Origin of the sequence: Vibrio sp. 10N.239.312.D08 (assembly GCF_041466145.1) — a bacterium.
Taxonomy (GTDB): Bacteria; Pseudomonadota; Gammaproteobacteria; order Enterobacterales; family Vibrionaceae; genus Vibrio; species Vibrio crassostreae_C.
This window is the reverse complement of sequence record NZ_JBFSSD010000048.1, coordinates 1-18,815: the sequence shown is the minus strand read 5'-3', so window position 1 is coordinate 18,815 and position 18,815 is coordinate 1. Positions and strand designations below refer to the sequence as shown.

At 45.0% G+C, this 18,815-nt stretch carries 14 protein-coding genes; 3 read left to right on the top strand and 11 right to left on the bottom strand.

What is annotated here, in order from left to right:
* Positions 1-76 precede the first annotated feature (76 nt).
* Complete coding sequence (gene rnr / locus AB6D58_RS19955; protein ID WP_372116518.1) at positions 77-2,578, bottom strand: ribonuclease R; 2,502 nt, start codon at positions 2,576-2,578, stop codon at positions 77-79.
* Positions 2,579-2,825: 247 nt separating this feature from the next.
* On the opposite strand from rnr, the gene AB6D58_RS19950 reads away from it, so the two are divergent.
* Positions 2,826-4,235 carry an amidohydrolase gene (locus AB6D58_RS19950; RefSeq protein WP_372136722.1) on the top strand — a complete coding sequence of 470 codons (1,410 nt, stop codon included), beginning with the start codon at positions 2,826-2,828 and terminating at the stop codon, positions 4,233-4,235.
* Positions 4,236-4,378: 143 nt separating this feature from the next.
* Here AB6D58_RS19950 and motX read toward each other — a convergent pair whose 3' ends face one another.
* Together motX and AB6D58_RS19940 are read right to left on the bottom strand one after the other, a co-directional pair.
* A complete protein-coding gene (motX, locus tag AB6D58_RS19945) occupies positions 4,379-5,014 on the bottom strand; it encodes a flagellar protein MotX (RefSeq protein ID WP_102319808.1) in 636 nt (211 codons plus the stop codon).
* Positions 5,015-5,312: 298 nt separating this feature from the next.
* Positions 5,313-6,629: an adenylosuccinate synthase gene (locus AB6D58_RS19940; protein WP_010434108.1), complete on the bottom strand. Its 1,317-nt coding sequence runs from the start codon at positions 6,627-6,629 to the stop codon at positions 5,313-5,315.
* 172 nt (positions 6,630-6,801) lie between these two features.
* On the opposite strand from AB6D58_RS19940, the gene AB6D58_RS19935 reads away from it, so the two are divergent.
* Positions 6,802-6,990, top strand: coding sequence for a DUF2065 domain-containing protein (locus tag AB6D58_RS19935; RefSeq protein ID WP_010434105.1), 189 nt, complete (start codon positions 6,802-6,804; stop codon positions 6,988-6,990).
* A gap of 189 nt (positions 6,991-7,179) precedes the next feature.
* On the opposite strand, the gene hflC is transcribed toward AB6D58_RS19935, so the two are convergent.
* The 8 genes from hflC to tsaE form a co-directional block, all read right to left on the bottom strand.
* Positions 7,180-8,157, bottom strand: coding sequence for a protease modulator HflC (gene hflC / locus AB6D58_RS19930; RefSeq protein WP_017059930.1), 978 nt, complete (start codon positions 8,155-8,157; stop codon positions 7,180-7,182).
* A gap of 2 nt (positions 8,158-8,159) precedes the next feature.
* Positions 8,160-9,362: an FtsH protease activity modulator HflK gene (hflK, locus tag AB6D58_RS19925; RefSeq protein ID WP_102398016.1), complete on the bottom strand. Its 1,203-nt coding sequence runs from the start codon at positions 9,360-9,362 to the stop codon at positions 8,160-8,162.
* 27 nt (positions 9,363-9,389) lie between these two features.
* Entirely contained in the window at positions 9,390-10,697 is a 1,308-nt protein-coding gene (hflX, locus tag AB6D58_RS19920; RefSeq protein ID WP_017059928.1) for a ribosome rescue GTPase HflX, read from the bottom strand.
* Positions 10,698-10,741: 44 nt separating this feature from the next.
* Complete coding sequence (gene hfq / locus AB6D58_RS19915) at positions 10,742-11,005, bottom strand: RNA chaperone Hfq (RefSeq protein WP_017059927.1); 264 nt, start codon at positions 11,003-11,005, stop codon at positions 10,742-10,744.
* Between the two features lie 192 nt (positions 11,006-11,197).
* The gene (gene miaA, locus AB6D58_RS19910) at positions 11,198-12,130 is read right to left on the bottom strand and encodes a tRNA (adenosine(37)-N6)-dimethylallyltransferase MiaA (protein WP_136987103.1); all 933 of its coding nucleotides are present in this window, start codon (positions 12,128-12,130) and stop codon (positions 11,198-11,200) included.
* Positions 12,131-12,227: 97 nt separating this feature from the next.
* Positions 12,228-14,432, bottom strand: coding sequence for a DNA mismatch repair endonuclease MutL (gene mutL, locus AB6D58_RS19905; protein WP_136987102.1), 2,205 nt, complete (start codon positions 14,430-14,432; stop codon positions 12,228-12,230).
* Between the two features lie 102 nt (positions 14,433-14,534).
* Positions 14,535-16,250 carry an N-acetylmuramoyl-L-alanine amidase gene (locus tag AB6D58_RS19900; RefSeq protein ID WP_372158196.1) on the bottom strand — a complete coding sequence of 572 codons (1,716 nt, stop codon included), beginning with the start codon at positions 16,248-16,250 and terminating at the stop codon, positions 14,535-14,537.
* On the bottom strand, positions 16,244-16,708 hold the full coding sequence (gene tsaE, locus AB6D58_RS19895; protein ID WP_004735870.1) for a tRNA (adenosine(37)-N6)-threonylcarbamoyltransferase complex ATPase subunit type 1 TsaE: 465 nt from the start codon (positions 16,706-16,708) through the stop codon (positions 16,244-16,246). The genes AB6D58_RS19900 and tsaE overlap by 7 nt, the downstream gene beginning before the upstream one ends.
* A gap of 240 nt (positions 16,709-16,948) precedes the next feature.
* On the opposite strand from tsaE, the gene queG reads away from it, so the two are divergent.
* Positions 16,949-18,127, top strand: coding sequence for a tRNA epoxyqueuosine(34) reductase QueG (gene queG / locus AB6D58_RS19890; protein ID WP_372158194.1), 1,179 nt, complete (start codon positions 16,949-16,951; stop codon positions 18,125-18,127).
* Positions 18,128-18,815: the final 688 nt, after the last annotated feature.

Here is an 18,815-nt window from a genome sequence, read left to right as displayed (position 1 = left end):
AAGTCATTTCACACTAAATCAGTAGGCGCTAAACCTGATTAGCAGAGCGCCTTATTAGCCTTAAGATTTATCAGTCTTAAGAGTTATCAGCCTTTGGCTTACGGCTTGCTGCACGCTTTTTCTTAGCGCGAGCTTTAGCAGCACCGGTTTTATTCGCTGGCTTTTTCTTCTTAGCAGAGCCTTCGCTGCTTCCGTCAGGTCGCTTAGTTGGCTCAACCATAGGCTTCGCTGATACACCTGGCTTATTACTCTTCACTGCTGAGCGCTTCTTGCTTTTCGCCTTTTTCATCGCTTCTGCTGCACGCTTCTTGGCTGTTTTGCCTTTGCCACGCGGCTGACGATCAGTGTCTTCTAAGTCAAAGTCGATTTGGCGAGTTTCTAAATTAACCGCAGAAACCTTCACTTTAACCGAATCACCCAAGCGGTAGATATTACCTGAGCTTTCACCCACTAGACGCTGACCAACAGCATCAAATTGGTAGTAATCATTCGCTAGCGCTGAGATGTGTACCAAGCCATCAATGTGCAGTTCAGTTAGACGAACAAAGAAGCCAAAACCAGTCACGTTGGCAATCACACCATCCATCACCTCACCGACATGGTCTTGCATGTATTCACACTTCAACCAGTCGTTTACTTCACGCGTTGCGTCATCAGCACGACGTTCAGTCATTGAACACTGCTCGCCGTAGAAGTCCATATCATCGAAAGTGTAGTGGTAACCACCAGTTGGCGTCCAACGTTCGCTGTTACGACCTTCTTCTTTCGCAATAAGGTACTTAATCGCACGGTGCAATAGCAAATCTGGGTAACGACGAATTGGCGAGGTAAAGTGAGCATAGCGTTTAAGAGCTAAACCAAAGTGACCCGCGTTATCCGCGTTGTATACCGCTTGCTTCATTGAGCGTAGCAGCATAGTTTGGATTAATTCACGATCTTCACGTTCATTAATCTGTTGCATCAGTTGTGCATAGTCTACTGGTGATGGCGACAGACCACCTTCCAGTGTTAAACCTAATTCACTTAAAAAGCTCTTGAAGCCCATTAAGCGCTCTTCGCCCGGAGTTTCGTGAACACGGTACAGAGCAGGCTCTTTCGCTTTCTCTACGTAAGATGCCGATGCGATGTTCGCCAGAATCATACACTCTTCGATGATCTTGTGTGCATCGTTACGAATTACCGGTTCAATACGGTCGATCTTACGATCCGCATTGAAGATAAACTTAGTTTCTACCGTTTCAAATTCAATCGCACCACGTTCGTCACGCGTTTTCTTAAGCACCTTATACATCTTATGAAGCTCTTCAAGATGTGGTACTTCAGGTTCGTAACGCTCACGTAATTCTTCATTGCCATCTAAGATCGCGCCTACTTTGTTATAAGTAAGACGAGCATGAGAATTCATTACCGCTTCGTAGTGCTTGTAGCCTGACAGTTTACCTTTGTCTGAGATAGTCATCTCACACACCATACATAAACGGTCTACCTGAGGGTTCAATGAACACAAACCATTTGAAAGCACTTCTGGCAGCATTGGCACGACTTGTGACGGGAAGTATACCGAGTTACCACGGTTAATCGCTTCTTTGTCTAGCGCTGTATCTGGGCGAACGTAGTAACTTACGTCAGCAATCGCTACCCATAGACGCCAGCCGCCGCCTTTCTTCGCTTCACAGTAAACCGCATCATCGAAGTCACGCGCATCTTCACCATCAATGGTAACCAATGGCAGTTTACGCAGGTCTACACGTCCTTCTTTTGCTTCTTCAGGAACATGTTCACCTAGGTTTTCGATTTGCTTATCTACCGCTTCAGGCCACTCTTGTGGGATCTGGTGAGTACGGATCGCAATCTGCGTTTCCATACCCGGCGCCATGTTTTCACCAAGAACTTCGGTTACTTTCCCCATCATGTTACGAGAACGACCACCGCGATCCGTAATTTCAATCACAACCACATTACCCATTCGAGCACCGCCTTTATGCTCAGTAGGGATCTGGATGTCGTGACTAATACGCGAATCATCAGCAACAACGTAAGAATGGCCGTACTCTAGGAAGAAGCGACCAACAAGTGGCGTTTTACGCTCTTCAAGCACACGAACCAAGCGACCTTCACGACGGCCACGCTTACTGTTGTCAGTAGGCTGAACCAATACGTAATCACCGTGCATGATGGTTTTCATCTGATGATGCGGCAGCACGATATCATTGTCTTTACCCACACTGCCGTCTGGGCGAACCCAACCATGACCGTCTTTATGACCAATCACATAGCCTTTGATCAGTTCCATCTTCTCAGGCAATGCGTAGCACTGACGACGAGTAAAGATAAGCTGTCCATCACGCTCCATTGCACGTAAACGACGACGCAGCCCTTCATATTGTTCCTCTCCAGCAAGACCCAAAGCTTCGAATAGATCGTTGCGGTTCATCGGAATATTCGCGTCTGTTAAAAACGAAATAATGAACTCTCGGCTTGGTACTGGGTTATCGTAATTTTTCGACTCTCGGTCGGCAAAAGGATCAACAGTGGTTGTCGCTGTCGTGTTTTCTGACGTTGGTGTGTTTTTTGACATAGGCGGGCCTGCTTAAGCAAGGAAGGTATATACCCCTAGTATATCTGATGCTAGGGGTAAGCTACAGATATGCTTTAGAAAACACTCAAATAACCTCAGATTGATACATATCTTCACTTTGTGAAACATCGCTTCATAGACGTGGATTATCATCAAAATTTCAAGCAAACGATAAAACAAACGTTTGCGCCATGAATGAAATACACTATTATCCACGCACTTTACCAACTCCTGTTCTGGGTATGATATGAAACTAAAACGCACTTTATTGGCTTCAGCTATGGCGAGCCTAGCGCTGTTCCCATTCGCAAGTTCGGCAATGGAAAAGGCTGACCTGATGATTACCGATGCGATGGTTCTAACCATGAACCAAGACAAAACGGTTTATGAAAGCGGTACTGTTGTCGTCAAAGACAACAAAATCATTGCGGTTGGAGATCCTTCACTAGAAAAGCAGTACCAAGCTAAGCAAGTGTTAGACGTTGATGGCGATATCGTTATGCCGGGTCTCATCAATACTCATACTCATGTATCAATGACAGTTTTCCGTTCGTTAGCCGATGATGTGCCAGATCGCCTGCACCGTTACATCTTTCCGCTAGAGAAGAAGCTAGTATCGCGAGACATGGTACGCATTGGTGCCAACCTAGGTAACGTTGAAATGGTGAAAGGCGGTGTGACCACTTACGCCGACATGTACTACTTCGAAGATGAAGTCGCAAAAACCGTCGATAAGATCGGTATGCGTGCCATCCTAGGTGAAACGGTGATTAAGTTCCCTGTAGCCGATGCGGCCAACGCCGAAGAAGGCATTAAGTACGCGTTGAACTTCATTGAAGAATACAAAGATCACCCGCGAATCACACCAGCGTTTGCACCGCATGCGCCTTACACCAACACCACAGAGATCCTGCAGAAAATATCTAAGCTCTCCCTAGAGTTAGATGTTCCAGTAATGATTCACCTTGCAGAATCACACCGTGAAGAAGAGAAAATCGCAGAGCGTTCTGATGGATTGTCCCCGGTTCAATACATGGACAGCATTGGCGCACTCAACAAGAACTTGGTGGGTGCACACATGATCCTCGTTGACGAACATGATATCGAACTGGTGAAGAAATCGGATATGGGTGTAGCTCATAACATGAGTGCTAACATCAAGTCAGCAAAAGGTGTATCACCTGCCCTTAAGATGTATGACGAGAACGTGCGTATCGGTTTAGGTACTGATGGCCCAATGTCTGGTAACACACTGAGCACCATTGATGAGTTCAACCAAGTCGCTAAAGTTCACAAGCTAGTTAACAAAGATCGTGCTGCGATGCCGCCGATCAAAGTGATCGACATGGCGACCATGGGCGCAGCAAAAGCGCTGCACATGGAAGATAAGATCGGCTCTCTTGAAGCAGGCAAACTGGCTGACATCATAGTGATCGATACTAAGGCGCCAAACATGGTTCCAGTCTACAACCCATACTCAGCACTGGTGTACTCAGCTAACTCAGGCAATGTTCGTCACTCCATCGTTGATGGCAAGATCATCATGCAAGATCGCGACATGCTAACGGTAGACGAAGATAAGATTCGTCAAGAAGCACTCGATTTCACCAAGGCTGTTCGTGAAACGGTGATTGAGTCTGGTGAGGTGGTTCAATAACGCTACCGAATTAGATAAACGGTTTTCCGTTCAGATCAAAAAAGGCCTCGCTGATGAATCTCAGCGAGGCCTTTTTAATACGAGTTTTTTAGATGATTAACGAGTGCAGTCATTAATCATCATTGCTCATTCAATAATCTGTCTTACCAGAACAAGTCTCGACGCTTTGCTCGAGCAATAATATTGTCTGGCATTCTCTGTTCCAGACCGCTACGAAGCACAGTGATACGTCTGTGTTGTCTTTGGTCTGCGGTTACCGAATTATACAACCAACGGTAAGCATCTTCATAATCCAATGGGCTACCGTAGTCACGTAACAAGAGTTCCGCTAAGTGAATGCTCGCACTTAAGTTACCCATCGAGGCTGCTTCACGTAGATACGGAATCGCACGCTCTTTGTCTTGTTGTACCAAAGTACCACGAGAGTAATAACGACCTAACTGCTCTAATGCAGCGGGTAAACCTTGATGTGCCGCGTTCTCCATATAGTAAAGGCCAAGCTCTACATCTTGTGGAACACACACACCCCAAGCCAACATATCACCGTATAAAAACTCATAAGAAGGCAAGCTAATACGCGTTGCGCGAGCAACGATATCTTCAACTAACTGGCACTTATCAGCTTTCACTCGCTCTAGATGTTGATTATTTTCGATTAAATTAATCAGTTCAGCTTCTGTATATATTGGAACGGGCTCTCCCACATCAGCCAAATTAGCATGACTCAAGGGTGAACTCAGCGCCATTATTAATGAAGCTGCCACAATTCGTAGCTTCATACCTGCACTCTATTATCTGTCGCTAAAGTTATCTATTGAGGAATGCAGAGGATTTCTACACGCACAAAACAGGGTGAACTTCACTTTCCATGATATCTGTATCGGCAATAACCCCGACGGCTTTAGACAAAACTTGCCGCTAATGGGCAATATTTTGCCTGATGACGCTTAAAAGATCACCATCAAAGAGTGAACGGCTAAATTGCAGGTATTAAAAAGCCGACTTAATAAAGTCGGCTTTTAGAAAACTATTTTATTATCAAAGCACTGTTCGTGCCTGGTAATCACTCAGCAGGCATTATGCGCCGTATGGGTGAACCTTGATGATAGTTTCGTTACGATCTGGGCCAGTTGATACGATATCAATTGGAACGCCAGTTAGGTCTTCGATACGCTTGATGTAATCTAGAGCAGCTTGTGGAAGCGCGTCGATAGATTTAGCACCAAATGTGTTTTCAGACCAACCAGGCATTGTTTCGTAGATTGGCGTCGCTTCTTCGAATGACTCAGCAGCCATTGGAGAAACTTCTAGGATAGAACCATCTTTCATCTTGTAACCAGTACAGATTTTTAGTTCTTCTAGGCCATCTAGAACGTCTAGTTTAGTTAGACACATACCAGATAGAGAGTTGATTTGGATTGCACGACGCATAGCAACAGCATCGAACCAACCAGTACGACGTAGACGACCCGTTGTTGCGCCAAACTCGTGACCAACATCGCCTAGGTGTTTACCAACTGGGTCTTGCTTCTCAAGGCCATCGTATAGCTCAGTTGGGAATGGACCTGAACCAACACGAGTACAGTAAGCCTTAGTGATACCAAGGATGTAACCGATATGACGAGGACCGAAACCAGAACCTGCAGCAACACCACCAGCAGTCGTGTTAGAAGACGTTACGTATGGGTAAGTACCGTGGTCGATATCTAGTAGCGTACCTTGAGCACCTTCGAACATGATCTTGTCGCCGCGCTTACGTGCTGCGTCTAGTTCGTCAGTTACGTCGATAACCATCGCAGTTAACATGTCTGCGTAGCTCATCGCTTGCTCAAGAACTTCTTCGTAGCTTACTGTTTCAGCTTTGTAGAAGTGCTCTAGTTGGAAGTTGTGGAATTCCATAACTTCTTTTAGCTTCTCAGCGAATGCTTCTTTATCGAAAAGGTCGCCAACGCGTAGACCGCGACGAGCAACTTTATCTTCGTAAGCAGGACCGATACCACGACCCGTTGTACCGATAGCTTTAGCGCCACGAGCGATTTCACGCGCGTTGTCGATAGCAATGTGGTACGGAAGAATTAGAGGACAAGCTTCAGAGATGAAAAGACGCTCACGTACTGGAATACCGCGATCTTCAAGAGGCTTCATTTCTTTTAGAAGTGCGTCAGGCGATAATACTACACCGTTACCAATAACACATTTAACGTTATTGCGTAGGATACCTGATGGAATTAAGTGAAGAACGGTTTTTTCACCGTCAATTACAAGTGTGTGACCTGCATTGTGACCGCCTTGGTAGCGAACCACGTATTTTGCATCTTCAGTTAAAAGGTCAACGATTTTACCTTTACCTTCATCACCCCATTGGGTGCCTAGAACGACTACGTTATTTCCCATCTTTCCAATTTCTGTTGCTAATTAAAAATGGATTCTAGCACTGAATCACACTTCTTGCAGTCACTTTTTGTTCATAAACGTTAACGCTGTACAAAAATAAACCAGCCATAACTGGGGGCAGATGTGTAAAGATACTGATATCATTGCTTTTTTACAGACAAAAGGCAGAACCATGTCTCAATCAATTTGGCTCGCTATTGGGCTCGTACTTATTGTGGAAGGGCTCGGCCCCTTGATTGCACCCAATGGCTGGAGAAACATGGTCGCGCAACTGAGCGAGCAACCAGACACGCAACTGCGCCGCATTGGAGGCTGTCTTGTGGTCGCTGGCGCCGTTATCGCTTTCATGACCTACCGTTAGTTTCTATAAGTACTAATCTGTTTATAAGTACCACTCTGTTAAGCGCCTTCCCTCGCGCCCCAATAGCGAATCCGCAAACATGTCTCGTCCTGAAATAGGTCATAGAAAACAAAAAGGCTCCCATAATAGGAGCCTTTTGAGTTTTAACGTATTTTGCTTATTGAGCTAAGCATTCGCTAACGCATCAGCTTATTTTGCTGGAGCGCCGCTTGCTTGATTCATGTATTGGAAGAAGTCAGTCTTCGGATCCAGTACTAGAATGTCGCTCTTATCGCTAAATGATGTCTCATAAGCTTGCAATGAACGCATGAAGCCGTAGAACTCAGGATCTTTGCTGAACGCATCAGAGTAGATCTTCGCTGCTTCTGCATCCGCATCACCACGAGTGATTCGAGCTGTACGATCAGCTTCAGCAAGAACTGTTGCCACTTCTAGCTCAGCTTGAGCACGGATAACTTCCGCTTTCTCACGACCTTGAGAACGGTGTCTACGAGCAACCGATTCACGTTCTGCACGCATACGGCGGTAGATAGATTCACTGATTTCGTCAGGAAGGTTAATCTTCTTCATACGAAAATCAACAACTTCAACACCTAAATCAGCCATCGCACTTTCTGCCGTTCCAGACAAAACGTTTTCCATGATCTTATCGCGTTCGCCATCAACTTCTAGTGCTTCTGCAGCCGCTACCGTTGTGACGACTTCGCTATCAGCAGAGTCTGGCAGGATGTCCTTGTTACGAGGGCCTGACACGATCTGCTTAATTTCACGAGAACCAATTTCAGAACGAAGAACATCTGTCACTTTACGCTCAAGAAGTGCTTCTGCCGTCATGATATTACCGCCACCGGTACTCAGATAGAAACGTCCAAAATCAGCAATACGCCATTTTGCGTAAGTATCAATTAGAACGTCTTTTTTCTCTGATGTTACGAAACGGTCAGAACGGCCATCCATCGTTTGAATACGAGCATCAAGTACTTTTACGCGATCAAACATCGGTAGTTTAAAGTGCAGACCTGGTTCATAGATTCGTGATACGCCGTTGTCATCGAGAACTCGACCAAAACGAATTACCATGCCACGCTCACCTTCTTGAATCACAAACACTGACATCAATAGAAGGGCAATCGTCACAACTAATACAGGGATCATTAATTTACGCATTATTAGTATCTCCCTTGGCGTGAACTGTCTGAACGAGTTTGAGTGCTAGGCTTTGGATCCGCTTGAGTTTCTAACTCAATTTGATCGTAAGTTGATGATGCTTTTGCAGGGCGAGAGCCCGACTGAGAACCACCTTGTGCGCCTAGCTTATCAATTGGTAGGTATAGCAAGTTACCGCTTGATTCAGAATCAATCAGGACTTTCGATGTGCTTGAGTACACTTTTTCCATTGTATCTAGGTACATACGGTTACGTGTTACTTCAGGAGCAGCTTGGTATTCAGGTAGCAGTTTCTCGAATTGAGCAACTTGACCTAGAGCACCATTAACTGTGCGCTCTGAGTAACCCACCGCTTCTTTCTTCAAACGCTCAGCACGACCTGTTGCTTTTGGAAGAATGTCATTTCGGTAAGCTTCAGCTTCACGTTCAAAACGCTCTTCATCCTCACGAGCCGCGATAGCATCATCAAATGCATCTTTCACTTGCTCAGGTGGACGTGCTGACTGGAAGTTCACGTCAACAATCAGAATACCCATGTCGTAGCTATCAATAATACGGTTCAACGTTTCTTGAGTGCTTTGACGAATCTGCTGACGACCACTTGTCAGGATACTATCCATTAGTGAGTCACCAATTACCGCACGAAGCGCGGAATCGGTTGCTTGACGTAAACTGTCGTCTGCATTCGTTACACGATACAAGTACTTGTATGGGTCAGAAACACGGTATTGAACACCCATTTCAACGGTCACAACGTTTTCATCTTTCGTTAGCATCGTGCCAGCAGCACGTAGAGAACGAATCGCTTGAACGTTTACTAGTTGCTCATCACTGATTTCATCGATGAAGCGTGGGTGCCAGTTAAGACCAGGTTCTTCGATACGGTCGAACTGACCCAGTCGAAGTACTACTGCTCTTTCTGCTTCGCCAACGGTGTAGAAACCAGCGAAGAACCAGATAGCAATAGCAATAACGGCAATGACACCAAAGCCAATTGCACCGCCACCACCAATAGATGGTCCGTTGCCGTTGCTACCTTTTTTACCAAACTTGCCACCTAACTTTTGACTTAGTTTATTAAACACTTCGTCTAGATCTGGCGGTCCTTGATCTCGGCCGCCGCGATTATTTTTATTACCCCAAGGGTCATTATCGCGGCCGTTATTATCGCCGTTGTTGTTATTTCCAGGCTCATTCCACGCCATTAGAAAGCTCCATCATTTGATATGACGTTATACTGTAGCAGTCTCTTTGGTAACGATAAAGTCACCTAAGAGCGCCCCTTCTCTTTTTTCAAGTTTAGACCAATCTATTTGTTGCATTCGGATATCTATCAACAAGTTACCATTTTCATCATACTCTTCCTGTTGAATACATTTCATCTCGAAGAATAAGCTGCGAATGCGACCCTGATGTTGATGTGGAATACATAACCGGAATTGAACCATCTGGCTAGCTAAACGCTCAGTTAAAGCTTCAAACAGTAGCTCAATACCTTCTCCTTCCATTGCAGAAACCCAAACAGCGCGAGGTGCGCCCTCTTCATCTCTTTCAATTCGAGGTTTTTGGTCTTCCATGCAGTCAATTTTGTTCATGACTACAAGGGTTGGCACTTCATGAGCATCGATTTCTTCTAATACTTCATGAACAGCCTGAATGTTCTCACGAAAACGGTCATCACTGGCATCAACAACATGTAACAAAATGTCAGCTTCCTGCGTCTCTTGTAATGTTGCCTTGAACGCAGCGACCAAGTCGTGTGGTAGATGACGGATAAAACCTACGGTATCTGCGAGAATTGCAGGCCCGACATCTGCCAAATCAATCTTACGTAGTGTTGGGTCTAGGGTTGCAAACAGTTGGTCTGCCGCATAAACACCAGCACTTGTGATGCGATTGAAAAGTGTTGATTTCCCTGCGTTGGTATAACCAACCAAAGAAATTGTTGGGATTTCAGCTCGATTACGAGCACGTCGTCCTTGTTCACGCTGCTTAGCGACTTTCGCTAAACGACGTAGTATTGCCTTTATACGGTCACGCAACAAACGTCGATCGGTTTCCAGTTGAGTTTCACCTGGACCACGAAGACCAATACCACCTTTCTGCCTTTCAAGGTGAGTCCAACCACGAATCAGTCGAGTAGAGATATGACGAAGCTGAGCGAGCTCAACTTGTAGCTTACCTTCATGAGTTCGCGCACGTTGTGCAAAGATATCTAAGATCAAACCCGTGCGATCAATCACACGACATTTACACAATTGCTCGAGGTTGCGCTCTTGGGCAGGAGAGAGGGAGTGGTTAAAAATCACAATTTCAGCACCGGTTAGCTGAACAGCTTGTGCGATTTCTAGGGCTTTACCTTCTCCAACGTAGTATTTAGGGAGTGGGGATTGTCGGCTACCAGTAATCACTTGTAGCGTTTCTACCCCCGCTGAGGAGACCAGCATTTCACATTCGCTTAGATCTTCCCATTCTCCCTCTTGCGTGAAGTTGATATGAACAAGTACGGCTCGCTCGCCGGATTCATAACGGTCAAACAAGCAACCAACTCCTTATTACAGCGCAAGCTGTACAAATTGAACGATTAATCTTCAGTCTTCTCTGGACGATCAGATGGCGTGCGTTGCTCGCCGCTGTGGTGACTAACTGCGCGAGCAGGTACCACAGTAGAAATCGCATGCTTGTAAACCATTTGGTTTACTGTGTTCTTCAATAAGATCACGAATTGATCGAAAGACTCGATCTGACCTTGCAGCTTAATGCCGTTAACAAGATAGATAGAGACTGGAATGCGCTCACGACGGAGTGCATTTAGGAATGGGTCTTGTAGCGATTGCCCCTTAGCCATTTTATTTTCCTTATTTGTATTTTGTTGTAATTATTTAGCTAGTGGTGCACAAAAAGGTGCGGCCTTTGCATCTGAGCTAAATGAATAAAAAAACTCCGTTGTTATTGAAAGGCTGTGATTTTTAAAAGCCTCAATAACGGATCCTTTCCAGAGTATATTCACGCAAAAGCGATCACATTATACACAGCAATACTAATCAGATGCTATTGCATCTGAAAGAGTTTCTAACGCTTGATCAATGTTTTCGCTATCTAACCAAGTTAAATCATCCCAACTGCGTAACCAGGTGATTTGTCGCTTGGCCAATTGACGGGTTGCGCAGACACCACGGAAAACCGCTTCGTCTAAATCGCAATTCCCATCTAAATAATCCCACATCTGCCTATAACCAACGCATCGGATCGATGGCAGTTCAGGGTGAAGATCGTCTCTGGCATATAACGCCTTCATCTCATCTTCAAACCCCGCCTCTATCATCTTCTCAAAGCGAAGTTCAATGCGGCGATGGAGCTCTTTCCTTTCCTTGGGAGCTATTGCAAATTGTTTTACACGAAATGGCAGGCTATCGCCTTTCGTTTGAGTTAGCTCTGTTAATGTTTTACCCGAAATTCGGTAAACTTCCAATGCCCTTGAAAGCCTTTGTGGATCATTTGGGTGTATTCTTTCAGCGGATACGGGATCTATCTCTCTTAATTGATCGTGCAATGCCTGCCAACCCTGTTCAATAGACTCCGCTTCAATCTGCTTACGAATCTCTTGATCCGCGGCTGGTAATGGCGATAAACCTTCCAACAATGCTTTGTAGTACAGCATTGTGCCACCAACAAGTAACGGGATTTTGCCTTCCGCTACAATCTTATTCATTTCATTGATCGCATCACGACGAAAATCTGCCGCAGAATACGCTTCGCTTGGATCCAAAATATCAATCAAGCGATGAGGCGCGAGCGCAAGCTCTTCCGCATCCGGTTTAGCGGTACCAATATCCATGTCTTTGTAGATCAATGCCGAATCGACACTGATGATCTCTACAGGGTATTTCTGACGTAAGCGGATAGCTAAATCTGTTTTTCCTGACGCCGTTGGGCCCATTAAAAACAACGCTAAAGGTAATTTTTCAGTCATGATATTTTGTATTTGCTTCTCTGTTTTAGCGCTTTTTAGCAAAGGGCTTTGTGTCGCGACGTATTCAGCTAAAAAGACAAAGGTCGTCGCGAAAAAATTAAACCGTAAACGCGGCTATAGTCGCTGAAAAGTCGATAGGATTAACAAACTCTGGATCATCTAATGGAAGTAGACCATGCCAAAGTTGTTCTAGTTCCCCAACTAGTTGAACCGCTTCAGATAAAGTGTAGTCGCTTTTTACTTGTGCGGTTTGAATCCCGATCCAGTTAACCAAAGCTGACAACATGTCATTAGGTTGCTTCACTGCACCCTGGGCATTTATTGAAGCCGCGTAAGATAACAGATCTGGGATCAAAATTTGTAAGTTTTGCTGCCTTAAAGGAGAAGGCACGCCCATCACCATTACCGCCTCGCTGTTTCGCGCCTTAAGCTCAATCCCCAGTAATGCCAGAGTTTGACTCAGCGCCTTAGCAACTTCGACAAGTTCACTACCCAGCTTAATCGATAAAGGCACCAATAACGGTTGGCTTTTTAACGCACCACCTCGAGTATCAAGCTGACCAACAACACGCAATAACTCAGCCTTAGCCAAGGAAACCAGCACACTGCCGTTCTTATTGCCCATTACCAGATACTGACGTTCCACAATCGAGACCGCTTTGCCCAAGTCCGTTACAGGTGCTCTTGGCTTTAAATGAACAGGATTCTGTTGAGCAGGCTTAGCTTCTTTATTTTCTTTATTTTCTAAGTTGTCTCTGGTTTCTACTGGTGCCACATGCTCTTGAGAAAGTGAAGGCTGTACAACTTGCTCATCAAAATCTGGCGTTTTCAGAAGCTCTTTATAGGCTTTCACTTCTCGCTTAGATGGCGCGGGTTCACCATGATGTTGGTGTGGCTCTTTCTCTTTTCTCGGAACAGGTCGAGACTCTATCCACTCTTGGCGAGAGGAACCGGTAAAACTGCTGTCACTAGTAGCCGAGCTTCGGCCAGCTAATGAACTTGGACTGGTTGATGAGCTTGGGCTAATTGATGAAACATAGTGTCGCCCACCATCATTAACGCTGTGTTGAGGCTTATCAAAAGCGTGCTCTGATTCTGCTTTTCTCGGGTAGGCAGGCGTTTGCTCAATAGCGTGTCGCACCCTATCCGAAACTTGGGTTTGATCCGAACTGCTAGGCATTACGCTTTCTGGCTCAGCGAAACTTGCAACACCATCAACTGCAGAGCTCGTACTATCTTGCTGATGATGAATCACTTCTGACTGATGAAAAGCCGACTGATTGATTGGTGCAGCATCGATCTGCTTGCTCTGTGCTAAACCATCACTCAATGCTTGGTAAATAAAGTCATGCACAAGGCGCGCTTGATGAAAACGCACTTCATGTTTTGCAGGGTGGACATTCACGTCCACCTGATGTGGGTCGAGTTCAATGAACAACACATACGTCGCGAATTGGTCTGGACGCAGGCTGGTTTCGTAGCTTTGACGAATCGCATGATTGATCAGCTTGTCACGCATCATACGACCATTCACATAGCAGTATTGCAGGTCGCTTTGTTGTCTTGCTCCTTCTGGCGTGGTGATCCAGCCATGAAGTTTTAGGCCTTGATGCTCAAGTTCGATCTTAAGCATATGACAAACAAAAGGATTGCCACATACCGCAGCGATGCGCTTTTCTGCTTGAACTTGTGTTTTTGCAGCGCGGTACTGACGAATCATCTTGCCGTTATGACGAAGGTTGATCGTCACATCAAAACGACTCAATGCGATGCGTTTAAGCAACTCATCAATATGGGTGAATTCAGTTTTCTCGGTGCGTAAGAATTTGCGGCGTGCTGGCGTATTGAAGAACAGATCCAACACCTCAACCGAAGTACCAATTGGGTGTGCTGCTGGCTGCAGTTTTACCTGCATATCACGACCTTCACTGTGTGCTGCCCAAGCTTGATCTTGAGTGGCAGGGCGTGAAGTCATGGTCAAGCGCGCAACCGAGCTAATACTCGCCAGCGCTTCACCACGGAAACCGAGGCTGACGATCGCCTCTAGGTCATCAAGAGTGTGGATTTTGGAGGTAGCATGACGACTCAGTGCCAAGGCAAGCTCATCTTTTACGATGCCTTTACCATTGTCACGAACGCGGATCATCTTGGCGCCACCTTTCTCGATATCAATATCGATACGTGTCGCACCAGAATCCAAACTGTTCTCAACCAACTCTTTTACAACAGAAGCGGGTCTTTCTACCACCTCACCCGCTGCGATTTGGTTAGCTAACCGAGCTGGCAGTATTTTGATCGTCATATTTATAGCTACCTTACTGCCATTGATGGAAACGCTGCTACGTTTGCACTAGTTCTTATTTTTTATCATTGATATACCTGAAGCTGTTTAGCATTCCCAAGACTACTTGTGAGGAATAATCAACACTTGGCCGATAGCCAGGCTGTCAGATTTTAACTTATTCGCTTGGCGAATGCTGTTGACGCTCACGCCGTATTTCGAAGCTATCTTGCCAAGGTAATCACCTCTTGCAACTTTGTGTTTGCGCAGAGGAACATCTTTAACTTCAACCGTAATACGTAACTTTTGGCCTACTCTCACCGTCTCTGATTTCAAACGGTTCTCACGTTTAATATCAGCCACCGACACTTTATAGCGGCTGGCGATCTTACCTAGGTACTCTCCAGACTTAACCGTGTGAGTGATGGTCTTCGTTTTAACCGCACTGCTTGATGATGAAGTTGAAGCACTGCCTGGAATCTTAAGTACTTGGCCAATTGCTAGGCTGCTCGATTTCAGATTGTTGAACTTCATCAACGTCTGTGTCGACGTACCATACTTGCTCGCAATCACAGACAAAGACTCACCACGAGAGACTTTATGTTGGCTCACGCTGCCCGTTGATGACGTTGCGTTAGACAAGATAATCCCTTCAGGCGGGTTAGCCTTCAAATACTTAACCACCGCTTTAGTCACTGCTCGTGCCAATTTATCTTGGTGCGAACGTTGGAAAAGAAGCTTCTCTTCCGTCGGATTCGAAATAAAACCTGTCTCTACCAGTACTGATGGGATCTGTGGTGAACGTAATACTGCTAAGCTGGTGTTAATCGGCTTGCTATTGTGCAGTTTCGCAACCTTACCCATTTCAGACAGAATTGCCGTTGCCAGTTTGTAGCCCTCTTTTTGAGAGTGGCTAAACTGCAAATCAAGCAGGGTTTGGTTTACGTTCTTATCATCAATATTGCTTGTGAACGCTGCACCGCTACCACCAAGCAATTCAGACTGTTTCTCTTTATTCTCAATCCAACGAGAGATCTCTGTATTTGCGCGTCGAGTGTTCAATACAAACACTGAACCACCTCTTGGTTGAGGCGTCGTAAAGGCGTCGGCGTGAATAGAGATCAACAGGTGAGCTTCATTCTCTCGAGCAATCGCAACACGTCGATTCAGGTTCACAAAGTAATCAGCATTACGAGTCATACGAGTTTTGATCCCCGGGACCGCATTCAGTTGAGCTGCTAACTTCTTAGAAATACTCAGAGTCGCGTCTTTTTCGTATTTACGCGTAGGACCAATCGAACCTGGGTCTTCACCACCGTGGCCAGGATCAATCACAATTAGAATATCTTTCTGGCGCTTAACCTGATTAATGTTCTTACTTACCGTTGGCTTACTCGGTGTCGATGTCGCTTTACTTGCCGCACCATGAGGTAAATCGATCACCAAGCGGTGTCCATACTGACCACCCGGAGTCGGGCTCAGTTTAAACAACTCTGCTTTAGACGACTTCTTTAACTCAAAAACCAGGCGATACGTGCTTTTGTCTGGCGGTGAGCTCTTACGAATCTTAGATAGAACAGGGCTGTCTTTCACCTCGACCGGTAACTTAGTCGCAAGACTGGTATTTTTTAAATCAACCACTAAGCGACTCGGGCTACTCAGGGTGAAATAGCTAAAGTCCGCTTCTGACTTTAAATCAATAACCACACGAGTTTCTTCTGGAGAAGGCCAAACCCTCAAACTTTTCAGTGAGTTTGCTGAAACAAGCGAAGAAAACAGTAAAGAGAAAACAGCAGCCATCATGGCCGCTGTTGAAAAAAGGCGTTTAGAAATCAACATAACTCCAACTGACTAAGTAAGCGCTGTCCGTATTCACTATTAGCGGTTAAAGAAACAATACGGTGATCGTCTTGGTAACGAATATCAATATCCAAATCCGCTTCTGGTAGCATCCCATAGCCTTTCTCAGGCCATTCAACCAAACAGATAGCATCTGGCGTGAAGTAATCACGAATCCCCATGAACTCTAATTCTTCAGGATCGGCTAAGCGATAAAGATCGAAGTGATATACCTGCCAGTCGGCAAGTTGATAAGGTTCAACTAGAGTATACGTAGGGCTTTTTACATTTCCTTGATGGCCAAGTGCTTTTACAAAGCCACGACTGAAAGTCGTTTTACCTGCGCCAAGATCACCATGCAGATAAATAGTCGTCTGCTGTGAGCAAAGATTAGAAAGCTCCGTTCCTAATTGAATCGTTGCTTGTTCATCTTTCAAAGTAAATTGTTTCGTGCTCATGAATACGTTCTCTAAAAATCGATCGTTGACTATATAAAAATCAAAAGAACAAGAATAGTAAACCGTGATGCTTTTGGGAGACAAGCACTCAAGTGTAAGTTCTATGAAAAATACTGCTCAAAACGCGTCTGTTCTGGTCAACACCACTAAGATCCGTTAAGATCCGCCCCCATTTTTGCCGAACCTAATTTTAATTAGCCTTATCTCTAATTGTAAAACAGAGAAAATAAGAAATAAGCCATGAATCTAGACCATCTTGCTGAAAAAATTAAAATCTGGGGAAAAGAGCTGGGCTTTCAAAAAGTTGGCATCTGCGATGTTGATTTAAGTGAACACGAAGCCCCTCTTCAAGCATGGCTAGATGCTGGCAACCACGGCGAAATGGATTGGATGGCTCGACATGGGATGATGCGTGCACGTCCTGATGAACTTCACCCAGGCACAATTCGAGTGATCAGCGCTCGAATGAACTACCTACCACCAGAAGCTCAGTTCGCCTCTAACCTAAGCGATACCACTCAAGGCTACATCAGCCGCTATTCTTTAGGCCGCGACTATCACAAATTGTTCCGTAACCAGTTGAAAAAGCTAGGACAAAGAATTGAAAAAGAGGTCGAGGGTTTAGACTCACGCCCTTTCGTCGATTCAGCGCCCATTTTGGAAAGACCACTCGCTCAAAAAGCAGGGTTGGGCTGGACAGGTAAACACTCATTAATTCTTGATAAAGACGCTGGCTCTTGGTTCTTTCTAGGGGAGCTGTTAGTTAACATCCCTCTTCCCACGGATGAACCCAGTGTTGATGAGTGCGGCAAATGCACCGCATGTATCACTTCTTGCCCAACGGGTGCCATTATTGCTGATGGCGTGGTTGATGCGCGCAAATGTATTTCGTACTTAACCATTGAATATGATGGTGTGATCCCTGAAGAGTATAGAGATGCCATTGGTAACCGTATCTACGGTTGCGATGATTGTCAGTTAGTTTGCCCGTGGAATCGTCATGTCGAACTCACAGAGCAAACAGACTTTCACCGCAGAGAAGATTTCCAAGAAGCCGATCTGGTTTCACTTTCAAGTTGGGACGAAGCAACCTTCCTAAAGAAAATGGAAGGCTCAGCAATCAGACGTATCGGCCACACCCAGTGGTTACGCAATATCTTTGTTGCGATGGGCAATGCACCATTTCAACAACGCATTATTGAAACCCTGGAGTCTCATCAAGGCAAAAACGAAATGCTTGATGTGCATATTGAGTGGGCTTTGAATAAACAACTACAGCAGTTACCCAACGCTAGCAGTGTGCAAGAAGATAGCTCTACGCAGAAAAATAGCTGTGTGCAAAAAAGTAACAGCAAAATCTCCACCAAAAAGCACCGGCTGATACGCATCGTTGAGAAAGGACTACCAAGAGACGCCTAGCCCTTTTGGTATCAACGATTGACAGCGACACCCACATCGATAGTCCAATATTTAAGACAACTCGTTGCACATAATTTTAGAACAATGTTTGACCTTGTTCTCAATTCTAACAATGTGGAAAAAATTCAGAACTCTCGTAAACTTCCGACACCCGAGCAAAGTTAAACACAGTACCGATAAATGATTAAGATCAAAAAACAACAAGTTAACGATCTTTTATTAAATCCAAGATAGGCATCCAACTTGATAAAAAACAACAAGTTACGAACGCTGCAATTCATCTAATATATTGAAAACAAGAAAGATCTTTTAGGGATAGGTAAAGAATTAAGCCTGAAACAACTTTATCAACCAAGTTATCCACACCTAACATTTTGTGGATAAGTCTGTTTATAGATGTGAAAAACCTCAAGTGTCTGCTTCAGAGACCTGATATTTACTAGCATTTCAGTTGCTAAGAAAAATTTAAGACAAAAAAATATCCACCATGATGGAGGATTATTTGCTTTTTTGGGGGATTATGCTTCGCAGCATTAAAGAAAGAGCGTGACCTTTGTGGTCGCCTTTAAACTCTGTGATCTAAAGAAAAACACGGTGGTTTAAAGAGTCTTAATAGCTTTTTTAGAAGAAAGCTGGAGCGATACATCGGGTTCGAACCGATGACCTCAACCTTGGCAAGGTTGCGCTC